The following is an 18,014-nucleotide window of genomic DNA, read 5'->3' on the forward strand; positions in this document are numbered from 1 at the left end:
GACACCGTCCGGAACGCCATGGACACCACGGGAATCACCGAGCGCCGCGCCCAGGAAATCCGCCAGCTGTGCGCCGCGTCCCTGCGCGCGCTCGGCGCCGACCCGCGCCTGGAGCTGCTCGGATCCCGGCCCTACCGGGGCACCACGGTGCTGCCGTTCAACGCGCCGCACCTCTACCCGCCCTCCCCCGGCGCGGCGTTCGAGTCCTTCCGCGGCGCCAGCGACGGGATGGCGTTGCGCACCCTGCATTCGGACACCGCCGCCCACCTGGCCCTGCTCCCCGAGAATCCCAGCGCCCGACTGGTCTTCGAGGTGCTCGAGCAATTCCGTTGCGAATCCCTGGCCACCCTGCCCGGGGTCCTTTCCAACCTGCGGGCCCGGCACGAGGCATGGTCCAAGGAATACCTGGCCTCGGGCCTGGCCGAAACCTCGCTGGGCATGCTGCTGTACACGATCCTGCAGGTCGCCCGCTCGCGGATCACCGCCGAACCGGTGGTCGCCGAATCCGAGGACATGATCGAGGCGACCCGCGCGAACCTGTCCCCGGTGCTGGGCCCGCTGCTTCCCGCCCTGCGCCGGAACAAGCACAGCCAGTCCGATTTCGCCTCGCCGGCGTTGGAGATCGCACGTCTTGTCGCCGACGCCGTCCAGGCCCTGGAATCCCGGGCACCTGCCCGCAAGGCGCCGAAGGCGAAGGAGTCCAAGGCGGCTGCGTTTTCGCTGCTTGTGGACGTCGAGCGGGAGGCCGCGCTGATCGGGAGAACCTGCACGGGAGCCAGCGGCACGCTGGCGGACGCGGCCGGCGGCTACACGGTCTTCACCCGTGCCTATGACAAGGAATCGGCGGCCCGGGACCTGGTCCGGGAGGACCTGTTGCGCGGCTACCGCGAACGCATTGCCGCCCGGGTGCACACCGAGGCGGTGAACACGGCGCTGCTGGCCAAAAGGCTCCAGGGGCTGCTCTGCGTCCCGGAGCGCTCGGGCAACGATTCCGGCGCGGAGGAAGGCCTGCTCGATGTTTCCCGGCTGGGCCAGCTGATTGCATCCCCCACCGAGTCCAGGCTGTTCAAGACCGAACGCTTCGAGCCGGTGGCCGCCGCAACCATCACGTTCCTGGTTGACTGCTCCGGGTCGATGAAGCAGCACGCCGAGGGGCTTGCCGCGTTCCTGGACGTGCTGGTTCGGGCGCTGGAACGCATCGAGGTGCCCTGCGAGGTGCTGGGCTACACCACCGGCGCGTGGAACGGCGGGCGCGCGCTGAAGGACTGGCGCCGCGCCGGCAACCCGGAAAACCCCGGACGGCTCAACGAGCTGAGCCACCTGGTCTTCAAGGACGCCGCGACTTCGTGGCGCACCGGGCGCCCGGGCCTGGCGGCGATGCTCAAGTCCACGCTGTATCGCGAGGGCATCGACGGGGAAGCCGTGCGCTGGGCACTGAGCCGGCTCGAAACCCAAGGCCAGGAACGCCGGATCCTGGTGGTCATTTCCGACGGCAGCCCGGCGGACGGCGCCACGGCAAACGCCAACGACGAAAACTACCTGCAGCATGATTTGGCCGCGGTGCTGCGCGGGGCCGAGGCCGCCGGCTCCACGACCATCCTGGGCCTGGGCCTGGGGCTGGACATGAGCCCGTACTTCCGCCGCAGCACCATCCTGGACGCCGGGCGGCTCGGCGGCTCCGAATCCGTGCGCGACCTGCTGGACCTGCTTCAGCGCTCGCTGCGCCCCGGGCGCTGAGCCCCCGGGCACACCGCCCGCGACGATGCCCGCGGGGGCTTCACGGGGCCGGGAGTACGCTGGGTTCTCCGGCACCATCGCGAGGAGACCCCCATGGCAGCGAAACCGCCAGCAATGTCACCGTCCGACCTGCCGGTTGCCCAGGTGCTGGACCGGGCCACGGGGCCACGGCGCGCCGAGGCCGACGAACTGCTCGCGCTGCTCGGCGGGATCAGCGGTGAGACGCCGGTCGTGTGGGCCGGGCGCATCATCGGGTTCGGCGAGTACGGGTACCGCTACGCGAGCGGGCACTCGGGCCGTGCCCCCGTCCTGGCCTTCGTCCCGGGCCCGACGAAGCACACGATCTACCTCGCCAACGACTTTTCCCGGCGCTGGCCGGAGCTGTTGGCGAAGCTCGGGCCGCACCGTGCGTCCAAGGCCTGCCTGTATCTGACGCGGTTGACCGGGGTGGATCGCGGCGCGCTGCGCCGGTTGCTGGAGCACTCGCTCGCCGAGACGATGTCGCCGGGGCACTGAACACCGCACGTTCTCGAACGGCCGCGGTGATGGCACGATCGATAAAACACGGGGACGGCAGCTTGGCCCGCGACATACGGACGTCGTCAAGGTGAACGCCATGTTGACCGCCTCGTTCGGGACAGGAACTGCTCACGGGCCGCCGGTGCGTGGTCCTGCCATGGGCGTGGGCCCATCCTGAACCATGGGTGCATGCATCCTCGTTGCCTTTGTTGTTCCCGTCCAAGCCGGTTTGGTCTTCCCCCGGTCCGGCTTGCCGCTGCACCTTACCCTGGTCCGCTTCGATAGCCGGGAAACCGCCGAGTTCGTAAGCACCCGGCTCAACGGTGTGCTGCCGGCGCGATTGGGCCTTGGCGTGCACGTCACCCATGCCGGCGAACGCCTGCGACCCGGGACCCGGCCATGATCCGGCAGGCTGCGCTGGTGGATATGCGCCCGGATAATGATCCACGGCTGCGCCGGGTTCTGGCCGTTTGGGACCCGGTGCAAGACCCGATCCGCCGCCCATGCAGGCGCGGCCTTCAAGCTGAAGCCGCCAAACCGAACCACGTGGCCGGTTGACACCAGGACTTCGTCTCCACTGGCCGGCCAAGGCCTGCGGGCAGTACCGGCATGGCCCGCACTCAGGCTCAGGTTCCGCAGAACGTCCGGTAGGGGCCGAAGCCTTCCGGGGCCGCGGCGGCGAACCGCTCGAGGCCGGGACGTTCCTGGAAAGGTGCGCTCAGCGCAGCCAAAAGCTGTGAGAGCGGCTCCTGGTTGCCGTCGACGACGGCAGCGAGCGCCTCCTCGACGAGGTGGTTCCGCGGGATGTAGACGGGGTTGGTCCGGTCCATCAAATCCGCGTCCGGTTCCAGCGCCCACCAACGCTCCATCCAGGCCTCGAACGCGGCCGGATCGGGGAACATGGAGCGTGCGGACTCGGCCTCACCCCGCGCGGCTTTGCCCAGATTCCGGAAGAAGGACGTGTAGTCCACGCGGGCCTCCTGCAGGAGGATGACCAATTCCCCGGTGAGTGACGTGGCCGAGTAATCGTCAAAGTTGTCGGCCAGGCCGAGCTTGGCCTTCATTCCGGCCAGCCACGCGGCGCTGTACCGGGTGTGGAAGGCGCCCAGGGATTCCTGGGCCAAGGCAACAGCCTGGTCCTGGTCCTCGTGGAAGAGTGGCAGGAGCGCCTCCGCCAATCGGGCGAGGTTCCACTGGGCCACCAGTGGCTGGTTGCCGTAGGCATAGCGCCCGGCTTCGTCGATCGAGCTGTAGACCGTGGCAGGATCGAAAACGTCCATGAAAGCGCACGGCCCGTAGTCGATGCCCTCCCCCGAGATGGTCATGTTGTCGGTGTTCATGACTCCGTGGATGAATCCCACCAGCATCCATTGCGCCACCAGCGACGCCTGGGCCGAGACCACCGCTTCGAACAGGGCGAGATAGGGGTTCCGGGCCTCCGCCGTTCCGCGATGGTGGCGTGTCATCGCATGGTCGGCCAGGCGGCGCAGCAGGTCCTCGTCGTCCATGGCCCGGGCATATTGGAAGCTTCCCACCCTCAAGTGGCTGCTTGCCACCCGGGTCAGCACCGCCCCGGGCAGCACGGTCTCGCGGCTAACCGGCCGTCCCGTCGCCACCACGGCCAGGGAGCGCGTGGTGGGAATGCCCAGGGCGTGCATCGCCTCGCTGATGACGTATTCACGGAGCATCGGGCCGACCGTGGCAAGGCCGTCACCACGGCGGGCAAACGGGGTGCGTCCGGAACCCTTGAGGTGGAGGTCCCGAAGGCGGCCCTCGGCATCGGCAATCTCACCGAGCAGGAGCGCCCGGCCATCACCCAGACGCGGCGAATAGGAGCCGAACTGGTGGCCGGCATAGCCCTGCGCCACCGGAGTGGCACCATTCGGCAGCGCGGTACCGATCAGCAGCCCCAGCCCCTCGGCATTGCCCAGGGACTCGGGGTCGAGGCCCAATTCGGCAGCCAGCGGCTCGTTGAGCACGACCAGTCGCGGATCCGGAGCCTGTTCCGCCTGCCAGGGAACGGCCAGTTCGGGAAGTTCACGGGCAAATTGGCCGTCCAATGTGAAGGTTGGTTGTGCGTCGACGCTCATCTTTCAAGAGTACCTGCGGCATGGGACGGCCCACGCGGAAAGGCGGAAGCAGGCACCTGCCACGGCGTCGAAGACGCCCCTGGCCTCCAGCGCGTCACCACACTGGATAACAGGGAAGGGCCCGTCCGCCGGAAACCGTTCCGGCAGACAAGCCCTTCCTGTTCTTGCGGTCCCTGCCCTACATCTGCAGCAGCAGGACCCCCGCGTAGCCCAGGCCCGCGATCAGCGCCCAGGCGCACAGCGCCATGAGGATCGAGGCGCCCTTGGAGGCGAAGAGCTGGCGGACCCGCACCGCGGAACCCAGGCCGAAGAGCGCCGCGGCCAGCACGATGTCCTGCACGATCGTGGCGGCATCCAGCAGCTCGGCCGGAACGTCGAAGATCGAGCGCACCGCCACCAGCGCCACGAACCCGATGATGAACCCGGGAATGATCGGGGGAAGCTTCAGCCCCGCGTGCTCGGAGCCGGTTCCCTGGGTGCGGCGGCTGATGATGCCGGCGGCGGCAACCATCGGGGCCAGGGTCAGCACGCGGGTGAGCTTGATGACGATGGCGATGGCCAGCGCGGAGGCGCCGGCGGTCTGCGCGGTGGCCACGACCTGGCCCACGTCATGCACCGAGGCGCCGACCCACTGGCCGAAGGCCTCCGGGCCCAGCCCCAGCGGGCCCATCAGCAGCGGCAGCACGGCGATGGCCAGGGTGCCGCACAGGGTCACCAGCGCCACCGGGATCACGGTGTCCTCGTCCTTGGACCGGCGCACCGCGCTCATCGCGCCGATGGCCGAGGCGCCGCAGATCGAAAAGCCCGTGGCGACCAGCAGCGGCTGGTCCCCGGGCAGCTTGAACGCCTTGCCCAGCAGGTAGGTCCCGCCGAAGGCCAGCAGCACGATCGCCACGACCACCACGAAGGTCAACCAGCCCAGGTCCAGGACATCGACGATGCTCAGCTTCAGGCCCAGCAGCACGATGCCGACGCGCATCAGCTTCTTCCCGGCGAATCCCAGGCCCTTCTGCAGCGGGCCGGCCACCAGGGTGGACAGGCCCGGGATGTTGGCCGACAACACGCCGAGCACCACCGCGGTGGTCATCACGGGGATGGAAGGGAACAGCAGGTGGACCAGGAAGGACAGCGGGACGGCCACCGCACAGGCGGCAAGTCCGGCCCAATGCGTCACAACCCAGGAGCGGGCCTTGCCCGCGCGGGGGGAACCCGGACCCTTGGACCGCACCACCGATTCGTGTGTTTGGTTGGCCATGAGGGGGATGCTCCTTGGAAAAAGAGACGCGCTCGTGGTGCGGCCTGCGGCCACACCACGAACCACGCGCTGGATATGTTTACTATTGTGCCCCTAGTCTCTTCCGGCGTCAGTTTCCCGCCGGGGCCCCGCTGGCGGACGAGGTCTTGAGTTTGGTAACCTCCGGCCTCGGGGCGCCGAGGACCAGGATGTCGACCTGCTCGTCGGACAGGGTCTTGTTGTGCTTGCGGCGCATCATGAAGAACACCACGCCCAGCAGGGTCCAGACGGCCAGCGCGGACATCGACTCCTTGCCCAGCACGCCCGGGGAGCCCGGAACCAGCAGCAGGGCCATGAACACCAGCGCCGTGACCGCGCCCAGCGCGCTGAGCACCTTCTTGGAGGTTGAGCGGGTGCCTTCCAGATCGCCGGCTCGCTCAACGGAGTTGGTCGGACGGAAGATCTTGAACGCGCACAGGCAGGTGTAGAGGTAGGCGACGGTGACTCCGACCGCGGACATGTCCACCACCCAGGTCAGTGCGGCACGGCCAAACCAAGGGCTGACTAGGCATACAGCGCCAACAAAGATGACTCCGACGTATGGGGTCTTGTACTTGGGGTGCAGCCGGGCGAACACCTTTGGGACCATCTGTGCCCGTCCCATCCCCAGCAGGATGCGGCTGGCCGAGACGTAGAAACCATTCAGGCCGGTGCTCACGCCCATGGTGATTCCGATGGTCAGCAGCAGCAGACCCGAGCCACCCAGCACTCCGGTCAACGCATCCGCGGTGCCCCATGCGGAATCCCCGGCAACCAATGCCTCCCATGGTGCGGCCATCGCAACTGCGGCAATCATGGCCGCGTAGAGCAGTGCGGCTGCCAACAGCGCCAGGACAATCAACTTCATGGCCTTGGCCGGAGGGAAGTCGAACTCCTCCGCAGCCTGCGGCACATTGTCGAATCCGATGAAGGCCCAGGGCGCTATCGCGACGATCGCAGCTATCGCGGCGATAGGATTAACATTCTCCGGGAACGCCGGAAGGGCGTTGGAAAAGACGACCTGCGGGCTGGCAATGACGGCCACCAGGATGCAGGCGACCGCGACGAGCATGATCACGCAGGCAATGAACTGGATGCGGCCCGACAATGCGGTGCCGCGAATGTTGAGGTAGGCGAAGACCGCCAAGGCCACCATCGAGATGATGACTTCCACCAGGTAGACGTCCCAGCCGGCCACGGTGTAGAGATAGCCCTGCTGCACCACGTCGGGCATGAGCTTTCGGAAAAGCAAAGCCAGCGCGGAGGCGTTCAGCGCCACGATGCAGGTGTAGCCCAGGGTCAGGAACCAGCCACAGAAGAAAGCGTGGGTACGGCCGAATCCGACCAGGGCGAAGGCCAGTTCGCCGCCGGAGACCGGGAACGATTTGATCAGGAACCCATAGCTGACGGCGATGAGTACCATCAACGCGCCGCCGATCAGGAAGCCGGAGACCGCCCCGAGCGGTCCACCCATGGCCAGCCAGTCCGTGGGCAGGATAAAGGCACCCCAACCCACCGCGGAGCCCAGGGCAATGGCCCAGACCCAATGGGCCTTGAGCGTCTTTTCCATGCGCTCGGGCTGGTCACCGTCGAAACCTGGCGAAGCCGATGCCATGGGACTTGTCACCGTCTTGTCTGTTGTGGCTTTCATTTGAACCTCGTTCTTGCACGGCGACGCCTGCGTCACCATTGGGGGGCTTGTCGGTTCGCCCTGGGGGGGCGGACCTGTCGGGGTCAAGATTTCTGGGATTGCATCATGCTGATCAGTGAAACGTTCACGATGTCCGCCACGGTTGCACCGCGGGACAAATCGTTGATCGGTGCGGCCAATCCCTGCAGGATCGGCCCGTAGGCCTGCGCACCGGCGAGACGCTGGGTGATTTTGTACCCGATGTTTCCGGCGGCCAGGTTGGGGAAGATGAAGACGTTGGCGTGTCCGGCCACCGAGGAACCCGGGGCCTTGGAGACGGCCACCGATTCAAGCAGCGCCGCATCGAATTGCAGTTCCCCGTCGATCTGCAGCGTCGGCTCGGCCTCGCGTGCCAGCGCAGTGGCCGTGCGGACCGTTGAAATGCTTTCGTGCTCGGCGGAACCGGCGGTGGAGAAGGAGAGCATCGCGACCGCCGGTTCCTGCCCGGTGAGGGTGGCGAAGGTGCGTGCGGTGGCGGTGGCGATGTGCGCCAATTGGGTGGAATCGGGGGTGGGGATCACGGCGCAGTCGCCGTAGCCCACGTAGCGTCCGTCCTTCAGCCGCATCAGGAACGAGGAGGAGATGGTGCCACCCTCCTCGCGGGTTCCCACGACCCGAAGGGCCGCACGCAAGACGTCGGAGGTGGGCCGGGTGGCCCCGGCGACGGCCGCCGCCGCCAGCCCCGCCGGAACCGCGGCAACGGCCAGGAACAGCGGATCGTCCATCCACCCGGCGGTCTTCTCCGGCCCGAGCCTGGCGACGACCCCGGCGAGGTGGGCCCCGGCGGCACTGTCCCTCAGTTCGGCGGTGTCCATGATGGTGGTGGCGTCGGTGAGCGTGACGCCCTCGGTGAGCGCGAGGGCGTTGATGCCCTCGCGCCCACCGACCAGGATGACTTCCAGGCCGATCTCGTTGAGCACGCCGGCGGCGGTGATGGCCCGCGCGTCGTGCCCGTCGGCAAGGATGATGCGGCCCGAGGGGCCGGCGCAGTGGCCGGCCGTGAAGCGGGCCAGCATGTTTTCGTCGACCCCCTGGGGCCGCACCGGTGCAATGGTCATCGACTTTGGTTCCTGGTTCCCTTGGCCCTAGACCGAGGCCAGCGCGGCGGGGGCCTTGAGGTAGCTGTCCACCGTGCCCATGACGTGGTCGACCTTGTTCAGCAGGTCGTCGAGCACGTCCTGGTCGGCGACCAGCGGCGGGGAGAGCACCAGCATCGTGGCGCCGCGGTTGTCCGGGCGGGTGATGAGGTTGACCTCGCGCATGGCCTTCGGCATGACCTGTGTGAGCAGCGCCTTGGACTGCTCGGCGGTCAGCTCGCGGCCCTCGCTGCGGCTGCCCATGAGCTCGATGGAGTAGAAGAACCCGGTGCCGCGGTATTCCTTGATGCCGTCGTGCGCCGAGAGGATCTGGTCCAGTCCGTTCTGGAAGTACGGCTCGAGGCTGCGCACGTTGCCCACGACGTTCTCCTCCTTCAGCGCCTTGAGGTTCGCCACGGCCACCGCGGTGGAGACCGGGTGCCCGCCCCAGGTGGCCCCGTGGGTGAAGACCCCGGCCAGCGGCGAGGCGAGCATGCCGTCGGCCAGCGGCTTGCGGATGATGACCCCGCCCAGCGGTGCGTAGCCGGAGGTCGAGCCCTTGGCGAAGGTGATCATGTCCGGGACCACGTTGTACTTGATGCTGCCGAACCACTCGCCGAGGCGTCCGAAGCCGGTGATGACCTCGTCGGCAACCAGCAGGATGCCGTGCTCGTCGCAGATCGAACGCAGTTCCTGCCAGTAGCCTGCTGGCGGGACCAGGGCGCCGCGGGAGTTCTGCACGGGCTCGGCGAAGAGCGCGGCGATGGTGTGGGCGCCCTCGCGGGCAATGACCTCGCGGATGGCTTGGACGGAGGGCAGGTCCGCGGCGGTGCCGCCTTCCGGGACGATCTCGCCCAGGGTGTTAGGGACGTGGAAGACCCCGGGCATCAGCGTGCCGAAGGCCTCCTTGTAGGCCGGGATGCCGGTGACGGCCAGGGCGCCAAGGGTGGTGCCGTGGTAGGCCATGTCGCGGGCGATGATCTTGGTGCGCTCGGGCTGCCCCTGGCTGCGGTGGTACTGGCGGGCGAACTTGATGGCCGATTCGACGGCCTCGGAACCGGAGTTCACGAAGAAGACAACGTCAAGGTCGCCCGGGGCCAACTCGGCGATGGCGGTGGCGGCATCGACCGCGGCCGGGTGCGCCGAACCCCAGTTGGTCCAGTAGGCCAGCTTGGACATCTGCTCGTACGCGGCCTTCGGGATGTCCTGGCGGCCGTGGCCGATGTTGGCGCAGAAGAGTCCGGCCAATCCGTCCAGGAACTTGTTGCCGTCTTCGTCGAAGAGGTAGCTTCCCTCGCCCCTGGTGATGATCGGCAGGTTCGGGTCGTTCCACACCTGCCCGGTGGTGAAGTGCGGGTAGAGATGCCGCTGTGCACGATTGCGGATGTCTGAGTTGGTCACGAGACCCCTCCATTCAAAGTTTTCCTGACAGGACCCGAAGCAACCTCGCCGCGGTCCTCGCCACCAATGACTTACTGTGGTGTGTATCACTCTGCCCGCATGCTGGGTCCTTTCCCAGACCCAAATTGGCGTCCCTTTTTAGGTACCAGCAACCTACCTACAGGTAGATCCGTGGCACCCTGGACCCGATGCGCGTCAGCACCTCGTAGGGAATGGTCCCGGCGGCCGCGGCCCACGCCTCCACGTGCGGCTCCCCGGAGTCCCCGGGGCCAAAAAGCAGTACTGCATCCCCGGCCGCGACATCGTCATCGCCCACGTCAAGCACGAATTGGTCCATGCAGACCCGGCCCAGCACCCGGTAGGTCCGCTTCCCGATCAGCACCGGGCCCGCGGAGCTGGCGCTGCGGAAGACCCCGTCGGCGTAGCCCAGCGGCACCACCGCCAGCGTGGTCTCCCGCTCGGTGGATTCGGTGTGCCCGTAGGAAACCCCGGCGCCGGCAGGTGCGCGCTTGGTCTGCACAACGGCCGCACCCAGGCTCATGGCCGGGCGCAGCGCGGGAGCGTTGCCACGGTCCCCTTCGGCCAGCGGATTCACCCCGTAGACGGCCAGGCCGGGGCGGACCATGTCGAAGTGCGCCTCGGGGCCCGCGAGGGTCGCGGCGGAGTTGGCGATGTGGCACAGCACCGGATCCAGCCCCAGGGCGCGCGCCGTGGCGATCGCCTGCCTGAAGACCTCCAGCTGCGCGGGCACCGAGGCATGGCCCGGCTCGTCCGCGCAGGCCAGGTGGGACCAGATGCCCAACACCCGCACCTTGCCTTCGGCCTCGAGCTCCCGGGCCGCGGCGCAGAGCCCGGGCCAGTCCTCGAGGGTGGCCCCGCCGCGCCACATCCCGGTGTCGATTTTCAGGTGGATCCGCGGCACGACGCCGACTAGTTGCCCGGCCTCCGCGATTTCCCGCAGCTGGCCCAGCGAGTAGGCGGCCAGCTCGATGTCCTCGGTGATGGCCCGGCCGTAGGGTGCGCCGGGCGCCGAGAGCCAGGAGAACAGCGGGGCGGTGATGCCTGCGGCGCGCACCGCAAAGGCCTCCTCGAGCACCGCGGTGCCCAGGTAGTCGGCCCCGCCTTCCACTGCGGCACGGGCCGCGGGCACGATGCCGTGCCCGTAGCCGTCGGCCTTGAGCACCGCCAGGAGCTTGGCGCCCTTCGCGACCTCGCGCAGGGCCCGCACGTTGGCGGTGATCGCGGCGGTCTCGATGTAGGCCGCGCGCTGCGGCACGAACCCCTCGGCGTTGCGGTAGGCGGATGCGGCGGTGTTCTTGAGCGTGCTGGACCGGTTCATGGCGTGGACTCCTTCGTTGGGGGTGCGCTTCGGCGCTGTTGGGTTCAACTGTTCTTCACCTTCGGCCCCCGGCACAGATCCAGATCGGGGCCGCTTCCTTGGGTCCACGGCCGTCGTGCGGGGCGTTACCGCGCTGCCAGGGTGGCGATGACCCGGCCCAGTTCCTTGATGCCGGGACGGATGGCCTCGAGGGAAATCGCGGCGAAGCCCAGGCGGAAGTGGTTGCGGTTGGCTTCCGGGTCGTCGAAGAACACGTCCCCGCGCTCGATCACGATCCCGGCCTCGAGGGCCGCGGCCGCCAGTGCGACGCAGTCCAGGTCCTCGGGGCCGCGGATCCAGATGCTCACCCCGCCCGGGGGCGCCGTGATCTTCCACGGCACGAACTCCTCCAGTGCCTCGACGAGCACCTGCCACTTGCGCGCCAGCTGGGTGCGGCGCCGGGAAATGGTGCGGTGGTACTGCCCGGATTCGATCAGCAGGGCCATGGCCCGCTGCGGGTGGCCGGGGATGTGGCGGATCTTGTAGCGGCGCTGGTTGCGCAGCTCGGTGACCAGCTCGGCCTCGGCCACCAGGTAGCCCATGCGCAGCCCCGGGGCCAGGAACTTGGTGAAGGACCCCAGGTAGATGACGTGCTCGGAGTCCGGCAGGGCCTTGAGCGCCGGGGTGGGCTTGCCGCGGTAGCGGAACTCGGAGTCGTAGTCGTCCTCGATGACCAGCGCCCCGGCGTCCCGGGTGCCGTCGAGTATCTGCCGGCGCCGGCTTCCCGAGAGCGTGACATTGGTGGGGCTGTGGTGGCTGGGGGTCAGGTAGAGCAGGTCCAGTTCACCCAGGGATTCGGGCGGTACCAGCCCGTGCTCGTCCACTTCAAGCGGGCGCAGCGTCGCCCCGGTGCGGGCAAAGGTGTGCCGCGCATCGACGTACCCGGGGTTTTCGACGCCCACCAGGGTGTCGGTGCCCATCATGGTTTGCGCCAGCAGGTCCAGGCCCTGCTGCGAGCCGGCGGTGATGAGGATGTTCTCGGGCCGGGTCAGGATGCCGCGGGCGGGAAGCACGTGCTTGCACAGGACCTCGACCAGGAACGGGTCGTCCTCGTCGACCGAGTCGCGCAGCGAGTAGAACAGGTGCGGCGGGTCCAATGCGTCGCGCAGCGCCCGGGACCAGCCCAGCCGCGGGAAGTCGCGCTCGTCGACCTGCCCGGCCACGAACGGGTAGGGGTAGCTGGACCAGTCGCGGACCTTGGTGATCTCCGGCATCCCGGCGTCCTGGCGGGGACGGATGTGCCGCGACCAGTCCACCGTCGAGCCGGCGGCGGGGGCCACGGCGGAATCCGGGGCCACCTTGCGCAGCATCTGGGTGTTTATGAAATAGCCGCGCCGCGAGTGGGATTCGATGATGCCCGAGGCAAGCATTTCCTGGTAGGCGGCGTTCACGGTGTTGCGCGAGAGCCCCAGCTCGCGGGCCAGTTCCCGGGAGGAGGGCAGCGGCAGGTTGGGCACCAGCGAGCCGGAGAGGATCTGGTGCTCCAAGGCCTGGCGCAGCTGCCGGTAGAGCGGTTCCCCGGCATCGGAGCTGACCGCGATCGGGGCGCGGACCAGGGCGTGGCGCGGCGGGGGCAGGTGCTGGTTCGGTGGCGTCATGGATGGCGCGGGCCCTGCCCTAGATGTGTCCCAGGCGGGCGGCGGCAGGGACCGGGACGTGGAAGCGCGGAACCACGACCATGGGCACCGGCAGCGCGCGCAGCATCTTGTTGGCGGTGGATCCCAGGAAGATCCGGCTGCGCTCGGCCAGGCGGGAGGAACCGATCATCACGATTTCCGACTCGTCCCAGTCCAGGGAGTCGATGGCCGCCTCCGTGGACTTCCCCTGCGCCACGTCGGCGGTGACGATGGTGCGGGCGCGCACCCCCTCGATGGCGCGTTCCAGCGTCGTGGCGGCATGCACGCGGGCCCACTGCCCGGCATCGGCATGGATTGAATCCCCGTCCAGTGCCACCAGGGAGATCAGCCGCAGCGGCACGTGGCGGATCGCGGCGGAATCCACGGCGACCTCCAGCACCGAGTCCGCTCCCGTGCGGGTGCCCAGGGCGCAGGTGATCCGGGTGATTTCCCGCGGCGGCAGGTACCCCGACGGCGCGAGGGCCACCGGCACCGGGGAGGAATGCAGCAGCGCGTTGGCCACGGATCCAACGGTGAAGCGCCGGAACGGCCCGTGGCTGGCGGCCCCGACCACGACCAGGTCGGCCTTGAACGCGGAGACGGCCTCGAGCAGGCCCTCGGCCATCGACCCGGCAAAGCGGATGTGGGTGCGCGCGGTCATGTTCGAGGGGACCAGGGCCAGCGCGCGGTCCATCCACTTCTGCGCGGACTGCTGCAGGAACTGCTGGTAGACGCGCTCGCTGTGCGATCCCGCGTCCTCGGGCGCGGACCCGCGGATGATGTGGACCAGCTCGAGTTCGGCATGCGTCGGCGCGGCCAGCGATTTGGACAGGGCCAAGGCCAGCGAGATCGCCTCGCGGCCTCGCTTGTCCGCAATGCATCCGACGACATACTTCATTTCAATGGCCCCTTCGGTGGGAGTTCGGCAGGTGGTGCTGCGTGCTTCCTATACCTACCAGCAATGCCCGGCGGGCGGAAAGGATGACGACCATGTGACGCAGGGCACTACTTGTCGCCGGAGTGCTGGGCCAGGAAGGAATACACCTCGGTCTCGTCGACGCCGGGGAAGGCCCCCTGCGGCATGGCCGCCAGCAGGTGCGTCTGGGCGCGGGCGCTGGGCCAGGCCTGCCCTGCCCATTGCTTCTGGAGTTCCAGCGGCGGGCGGCGGCAGCACGATTCGTCCGGGCAGGTGGAGATGGAGCGTTCGGTGGTGTCACGCCCGCGGAACCACTTCACGTGCACGTACGGCACCCCGATGCTCAGCGAGAACTTCCCGGTGGTGGAGCGTTCGGTCCGCGCGGTGCACCAGAAGGTGCCGGCGGTGGTGTCGGTGTATTGGTTGTAGGCGCTGAACTGGTCGGCCACGTCGAAGACCTCTCGGCTGGTCCAGTGCCGGCAGACCGACTGGCCCTCGATGGCACCGATGTGGTCCATCGGGAAGTTCACCCCGTCGTTCTCGTAGGCCTTGTGGATGATGCCGGACTCGTGGACCTTCTGGAAGTGCACCGTGATACCCAGGTGCTCCGTGGCCAGGTTGGTGAAGCGGTGGGCAGCGGTCTCGTAGGACACGGCGAAGGCGTCCCGGATGTCCTCGACCGCGAGCTCGCGGGCGTTCTTGGCGCGTTGCAGGTATTCGACGGTGGCCTTCTCGGGCATCATCAAGGACGCCGCGAAGTAGTTGGTGGCCACGCGCTGGCGCAGGAACTCGGCGTAGTCGCTCGGGGTGGCGTGGCCCAGCACGTGGTGGCCGAACGCCTGCAGCAGCACCGACCGGGTCGAGTGCTCGGAGCGCTGGGACTGGGTGAGGTAGACCCGCATGTTTTTCAGGTCGGTCACCGAGCGGGTGGAGTGCGGCAGGTCCGAGACGTTGTGCAGCGAGAAGCCAAGGTGCGAGGCGATGTCGGCGACCTCGTGGTGTGAGAGCGGTCCGGTGGCATGGCCGATGGCCTTGAGCACCTTGGACGCTTCCTTCTCGATCTCCGGGTAGTAGTTGTTGCGCTCGCGCATCTCCCCGCGCAGCTCGGCATTGGCGCGCCGGGCTTCCTCGGGCGTTGCGGATTGCTCGTTGAGCCGGCGTTCCAGCTCGCCCTGCAGCCCGACCAGGGATTCGAGCACGTCCATGGGCAGCCGGGAGGAAATGCGCACCTTGGGCAGCCCAAGTGCCTGGTAGAGCGGGCCGCGCTGGGCGCGCTCGAGTTCGATCTCCAGGGCCGCGCGCTTGGTGGGCGGCTCGGCGCCGAGCAGTTCCTCGAGCCCCACGCCGAAGACCGAAGCCAGCGACTTGAGCATGCTCAGCTTGGGTTCGCGCTTCCCGTTTTCCATCAGCGAGAGCTGGCTCGGCGCCGTCCCCACGGCTTCCGAGAGGTCGTCAAGGGTCATCGCCTTGGCCTTGCGCAGGTGGCGGATCCGCCGGCCGAGGGAAATGATGTCCAGCTCTTCGGCGTCTTCCGGGGACAGGATGCTCTTTTCCGGCGCTGCGGGCCGGTTCCATGTGGGGGTGCTCACGTTTTCAGGGTACGGGAAGAACTCAACATCTTTCCAGCATTCCGGCCAATGTGTCCATTGCAGGAACGCTGAAGAATGTCCTTTGCAAAGAATCTGGCCTGTTGCCAAGCACCCGGAGCGAGAGCTAGCAATCGTCGCCGTCAACGGCGCGGTGGCGGCAGGCTGCGGGCCGGGCTTCCGCCCGGCCCGCCGCCGGTGGCGTTTGATCCGCAGGGAGCGCCGCGCTGCTACCCCTTCTTTGACGCCCCGATGGCCCAGACCCGCGGCAGGGCCGCACCGTTGACGGCGTGGTCCCCGACCAGCCTGGCCTTGTAGACCCAGGGGTTGTGGTTGCCGGCGGTGCGGGCGTTGCGCCAGTGGCGGTCCAGGTTCTTGCTGGTGCTGGTCGCCGAGGCGGCCAGCGCGTCAAAGGCGTGGGTCACCGCGTTGAGCACCAACGGGGTGAGCGCCACCTGGGCCTGCGCCGAGGCCAGTTCCGCGGCGTCGTTGGCGGCCTCGTCCTCCTGTTCGGTGAGGTCCCCGGCATGGACCCCGACTGCGGCTTCGTAGGCGCGCTGCAGGGAAGCGGCCACGCGTTCCACCGCTCCGGCCGCCACGAATGCCGCCGCGGAGACCTCCCCGACGATCTGCAGCAGCTGCGGGTCCTGCCCCGCCACGTCGGCCGCGGCGTGGCTGAAGGTGCGCTTGCGCGCGGCCAGCTCGGCAGCGAACTCGCGTTCGACGGCTCGCGCCGTTCCGGCGAGCACCGCCAGCAACACCTCCTGGTAGAAGGCCGTCTGGTACTTGAATCGGGTGTCGAACTCGATGAGGTTCTCGTCGGCAACCACCGCGTTGCTGAACGTCGAGGTCCCGGTTCCGGTGGTGCGCTGGCCGAATCCGTCCCAGTCGTCGTCCAGTTGCACGCCCGGCTGGTGGGCGTTGACCGCGGCTATGACCCGCGTGCCGGTGTCGGTGCGCTGGGCGTAGGTGTCGATCCAGTCGGCGTAGATCGACCCGGTCGAGTAGTACTTGGTCCCGTTGACCACGAATCCGCCGTTGCCGTCGGGGCTGACCTTGGTGTTCACCTCGCCAACGGTGACGGTCCCGATTTCCGTCCAGGAGTTGCCGACCAGGTCGCCGGCGGAGAAGCGTGCCAGCCACTTGTCGCGTTCGGCGCCCGGGGCGGCGACGAGCCGGTCCTCCACGAACGCGAAGTGTGCGCGCAGCGCCTGGGTGATGTTGGGGTCCGCCGCCGCGAGTTCGGTCAGCAGCTCGAAGAGCTCGGGGAGCGTGGCCCCTGCCCCTCCGTGGGATTCGGGCACCCTCACCGCACCGAACCCGGCCGCGGCCAGCGCCGCCACCTGTTTGCGGGGAAGTGATTGTGTGCGGTCGCGCTCCGAGGCGCCTGCGGCGATCTCGGCGAAGAGTGGGGCGAAGCGTGCCGAGAGCTGCTCGAGCCGGCTGCGGTTCAGGGAAGTCGTGGTCATGGGGGCTCCTGTTCGTGAAGGGCTGGCGGTCCGGCTTTAGGTGTAGAGCGAGAGGGGCTGCAATTCGCCGTGCAGGAAGTGGGCGCCGACCTCGATCTTCTTGTAGTCGACTGGGTCATGCAGGGTGTGGGTGCGCACATTGCGCCAGAACAGGTCCAGGCCCACGGAGTTGGCGGTAGAGCTGGCGCCGGTGACCTCGAAGATTCGGTTGGCGACCTCGATGCCGGTCTCGGTGGCCACGACCTTCAGTTCGGCGATGGCGATGGCATACTCGCCGCGCTGTGCAGCGGTCAATGTGCCGGAGCGGGCGACCTCGGCATCGAAGCGGCGGTTCAGCTTCTCGGCGAGCGCCTCCACTGCGGCGGTGCGTGCCTTCAGCTCCCCGATCGCGCGCTGGAAGACGACATCGCGCGAGTAGCTTGCCGCGTTGGAGAGGAACCACGCGTTCTTGCGCGCCAACAGCAGTTCCCGGCCCTTGGCCAGTGCGCCCTGGGCGACGCCCAGGTAGAAGTTTCCAAAGCCAAGCTGGACCCCGGGGGTCAGCAGCGAGGCGATGGGTTCGTCGGTGACCGGTCCGAGGATGTCCCCCGGCAACACGGCAACATCGGTGTACTTCACGGAGCCCGAGGCTGTCAGTCGCTGTCCCAGGTGGTCCCAGTCCCCCAGCAGCTCCAGGCCCTCACGTGCTGTATCGAGGACAAAGGCGAGGACCTTGCCGTCCTCGGTGCCCCCTTGGATGATTGCGTTGACGATGATGACTTCGCCCACCCCGGAGCCCGTGGAGAAGCGCTTGAGCCCGTTGAGTCGGTATCCGTCGCCATCCTCGGTGAGCACCAATGTGGGGTCGACCGGGTTCACCGAATCTCCCCAGAGCCAGCCGCCCTGGACCGTGCGTCGCCACCATGCGGGCTGGTCGGCAGGATCCGCGTAAAAGCCGATGCCTGCTTGGTTGAAGTAATGGTAGGCCAGCAGCTGGGAGATCGACCCGTCGGCCGTGGCAAGGATGCGAACTGTGTGGAAGGCCGATTCGAAGTGCCCGCCGCCCCCGCCGTACTCGGCCGGGACCAGCAGGTCCAAGAGGCCCGACGAGCGCAGGAGCTCGGCTTCGGTGCGGGGCGTTGCGTTGGCGCGGTCGCGCTCCAGTGCATCGGTGGCCAGGGTGTCGGCGACGGCTTGGGCGATCGCGCTCCAGTGGGCGATCTCGGCGTCGTCGGCGTGTCCGCTCCAGGGGGTGCGGCGCAGGGTTTCGGTGTTGGTGCTCAA

The 18,014-nt window shown here is 68.3% G+C and carries 13 protein-coding genes; 2 read left to right on the forward strand and 11 right to left on the reverse strand.

All coding sequences use genetic code 11. The features are described 5' to 3' along the window. Positions 1 to 18 precede the first annotated feature (18 nt). Together JOF46_RS00825 and JOF46_RS00830 are read left to right on the forward strand one after the other, a co-directional pair. Positions 19 to 1,737 (forward strand): cobaltochelatase CobT-related protein, encoded by a 1,719-nt coding sequence (locus JOF46_RS00825; RefSeq protein WP_209905587.1) that lies wholly within the window; start codon positions 19 to 21, stop codon positions 1,735 to 1,737. Positions 1,738 to 1,830: 93 nt separating this feature from the next. Further along, positions 1,831 to 2,253, forward strand: coding sequence for a DUF1801 domain-containing protein (locus tag JOF46_RS00830; RefSeq protein WP_209905588.1), 423 nt, complete (start codon positions 1,831 to 1,833; stop codon positions 2,251 to 2,253). Positions 2,254 to 2,882: 629 nt separating this feature from the next. Here JOF46_RS00830 and JOF46_RS00835 read toward each other — a convergent pair. The 11 genes from JOF46_RS00835 to JOF46_RS00885 all read right to left on the reverse strand — a co-directional run bounded on the left by JOF46_RS00835 (position 2,883) and on the right by JOF46_RS00885 (position 18,014). Continuing rightward, a complete protein-coding gene (locus JOF46_RS00835; protein ID WP_209905589.1) occupies positions 2,883 to 4,346 on the reverse strand; it encodes a protein adenylyltransferase SelO in 1,464 nt (487 codons plus the stop codon). Positions 4,347 to 4,524: 178 nt separating this feature from the next. After that, a complete protein-coding gene (locus JOF46_RS00840; RefSeq protein WP_209905590.1) occupies positions 4,525 to 5,601 on the reverse strand; it encodes a YeiH family protein in 1,077 nt (358 codons plus the stop codon). Between the two features lie 109 nt (positions 5,602 to 5,710). After that, positions 5,711 to 7,270 (reverse strand): APC family permease, encoded by a 1,560-nt coding sequence (locus JOF46_RS00845; protein WP_209905591.1) that lies wholly within the window; start codon positions 7,268 to 7,270, stop codon positions 5,711 to 5,713. Positions 7,271 to 7,353: 83 nt separating this feature from the next. After that, positions 7,354 to 8,367 carry a phosphotransacetylase gene (locus JOF46_RS00850; protein ID WP_245347955.1) on the reverse strand — a complete coding sequence of 338 codons (1,014 nt, stop codon included), beginning with the start codon at positions 8,365 to 8,367 and terminating at the stop codon, positions 7,354 to 7,356. Positions 8,368 to 8,394: 27 nt separating this feature from the next. After that, positions 8,395 to 9,786, reverse strand: a complete 1,392-nt coding sequence (locus JOF46_RS00855) for an aspartate aminotransferase family protein (protein WP_209905592.1) — start codon at positions 9,784 to 9,786, stop codon at positions 8,395 to 8,397. Between the two features lie 157 nt (positions 9,787 to 9,943). Continuing rightward, on the reverse strand, positions 9,944 to 11,125 hold the full coding sequence (gene alr, locus JOF46_RS00860) for an alanine racemase (protein ID WP_209905593.1): 1,182 nt from the start codon (positions 11,123 to 11,125) through the stop codon (positions 9,944 to 9,946). Between the two features lie 125 nt (positions 11,126 to 11,250). Continuing rightward, entirely contained in the window at positions 11,251 to 12,762 is a 1,512-nt protein-coding gene (gene pdxR, locus JOF46_RS00865; RefSeq protein WP_209905594.1) for a MocR-like pyridoxine biosynthesis transcription factor PdxR, read from the reverse strand. Positions 12,763 to 12,781: 19 nt separating this feature from the next. Continuing rightward, positions 12,782 to 13,678, reverse strand: coding sequence for a universal stress protein (locus tag JOF46_RS00870; protein ID WP_209905595.1), 897 nt, complete (start codon positions 13,676 to 13,678; stop codon positions 12,782 to 12,784). A gap of 107 nt (positions 13,679 to 13,785) precedes the next feature. Continuing rightward, a complete protein-coding gene (locus JOF46_RS00875) occupies positions 13,786 to 15,285 on the reverse strand; it encodes a helix-turn-helix domain-containing protein (protein WP_209905596.1) in 1,500 nt (499 codons plus the stop codon). A 227-nt stretch (positions 15,286 to 15,512) separates the two neighbouring features. Continuing rightward, positions 15,513 to 16,751 (reverse strand): acyl-CoA dehydrogenase family protein, encoded by a 1,239-nt coding sequence (locus JOF46_RS00880; protein WP_209905597.1) that lies wholly within the window; start codon positions 16,749 to 16,751, stop codon positions 15,513 to 15,515. A gap of 36 nt (positions 16,752 to 16,787) precedes the next feature. After that, a complete protein-coding gene (locus JOF46_RS00885; protein ID WP_245347956.1) occupies positions 16,788 to 18,014 on the reverse strand; it encodes an acyl-CoA dehydrogenase family protein in 1,227 nt (408 codons plus the stop codon).

Source organism: Paeniglutamicibacter psychrophenolicus (assembly GCF_017876575.1).
Taxonomy (GTDB): Bacteria; Actinomycetota; Actinomycetes; order Actinomycetales; family Micrococcaceae; genus Paeniglutamicibacter; species Paeniglutamicibacter psychrophenolicus.

What these genes read in the sequence shown, in the direction of transcription:
- JOF46_RS00870 (WP_209905595.1), bottom strand. Translation starts at nt 13,678, where the DNA reads ATGAAGTATGTCGTCGGATGCATTGCGGACAAGCGAGGCCGCGAGGCG.
- JOF46_RS00830 (WP_209905588.1), top strand. Translation starts at nt 1,831, where the DNA reads ATGGCAGCGAAACCGCCAGCAATGTCACCGTCCGACCTGCCGGTTGCC.
- JOF46_RS00845 (WP_209905591.1), bottom strand. Translation starts at nt 7,270, where the DNA reads ATGAAAGCCACAACAGACAAGACGGTGACAAGTCCCATGGCATCGGCT.
- JOF46_RS00835 (WP_209905589.1), bottom strand. Translation starts at nt 4,346, where the DNA reads ATGAGCGTCGACGCACAACCAACCTTCACATTGGACGGCCAATTTGCC.
- pdxR (WP_209905594.1), bottom strand. Translation starts at nt 12,762, where the DNA reads ATGACGCCACCGAACCAGCACCTGCCCCCGCCGCGCCACGCCCTGGTC.
- alr (WP_209905593.1), bottom strand. Translation starts at nt 11,125, where the DNA reads ATGAACCGGTCCAGCACGCTCAAGAACACCGCCGCATCCGCCTACCGC.
- JOF46_RS00850 (WP_245347955.1), bottom strand. Translation starts at nt 8,367, where the DNA reads ATGACCATTGCACCGGTGCGGCCCCAGGGGGTCGACGAAAACATGCTG.
- JOF46_RS00825 (WP_209905587.1), top strand. Translation starts at nt 19, where the DNA reads ATGGACACCACGGGAATCACCGAGCGCCGCGCCCAGGAAATCCGCCAG.
- JOF46_RS00840 (WP_209905590.1), bottom strand. Translation starts at nt 5,601, where the DNA reads ATGGCCAACCAAACACACGAATCGGTGGTGCGGTCCAAGGGTCCGGGT.
- JOF46_RS00880 (WP_209905597.1), bottom strand. Translation starts at nt 16,751, where the DNA reads ATGACCACGACTTCCCTGAACCGCAGCCGGCTCGAGCAGCTCTCGGCA.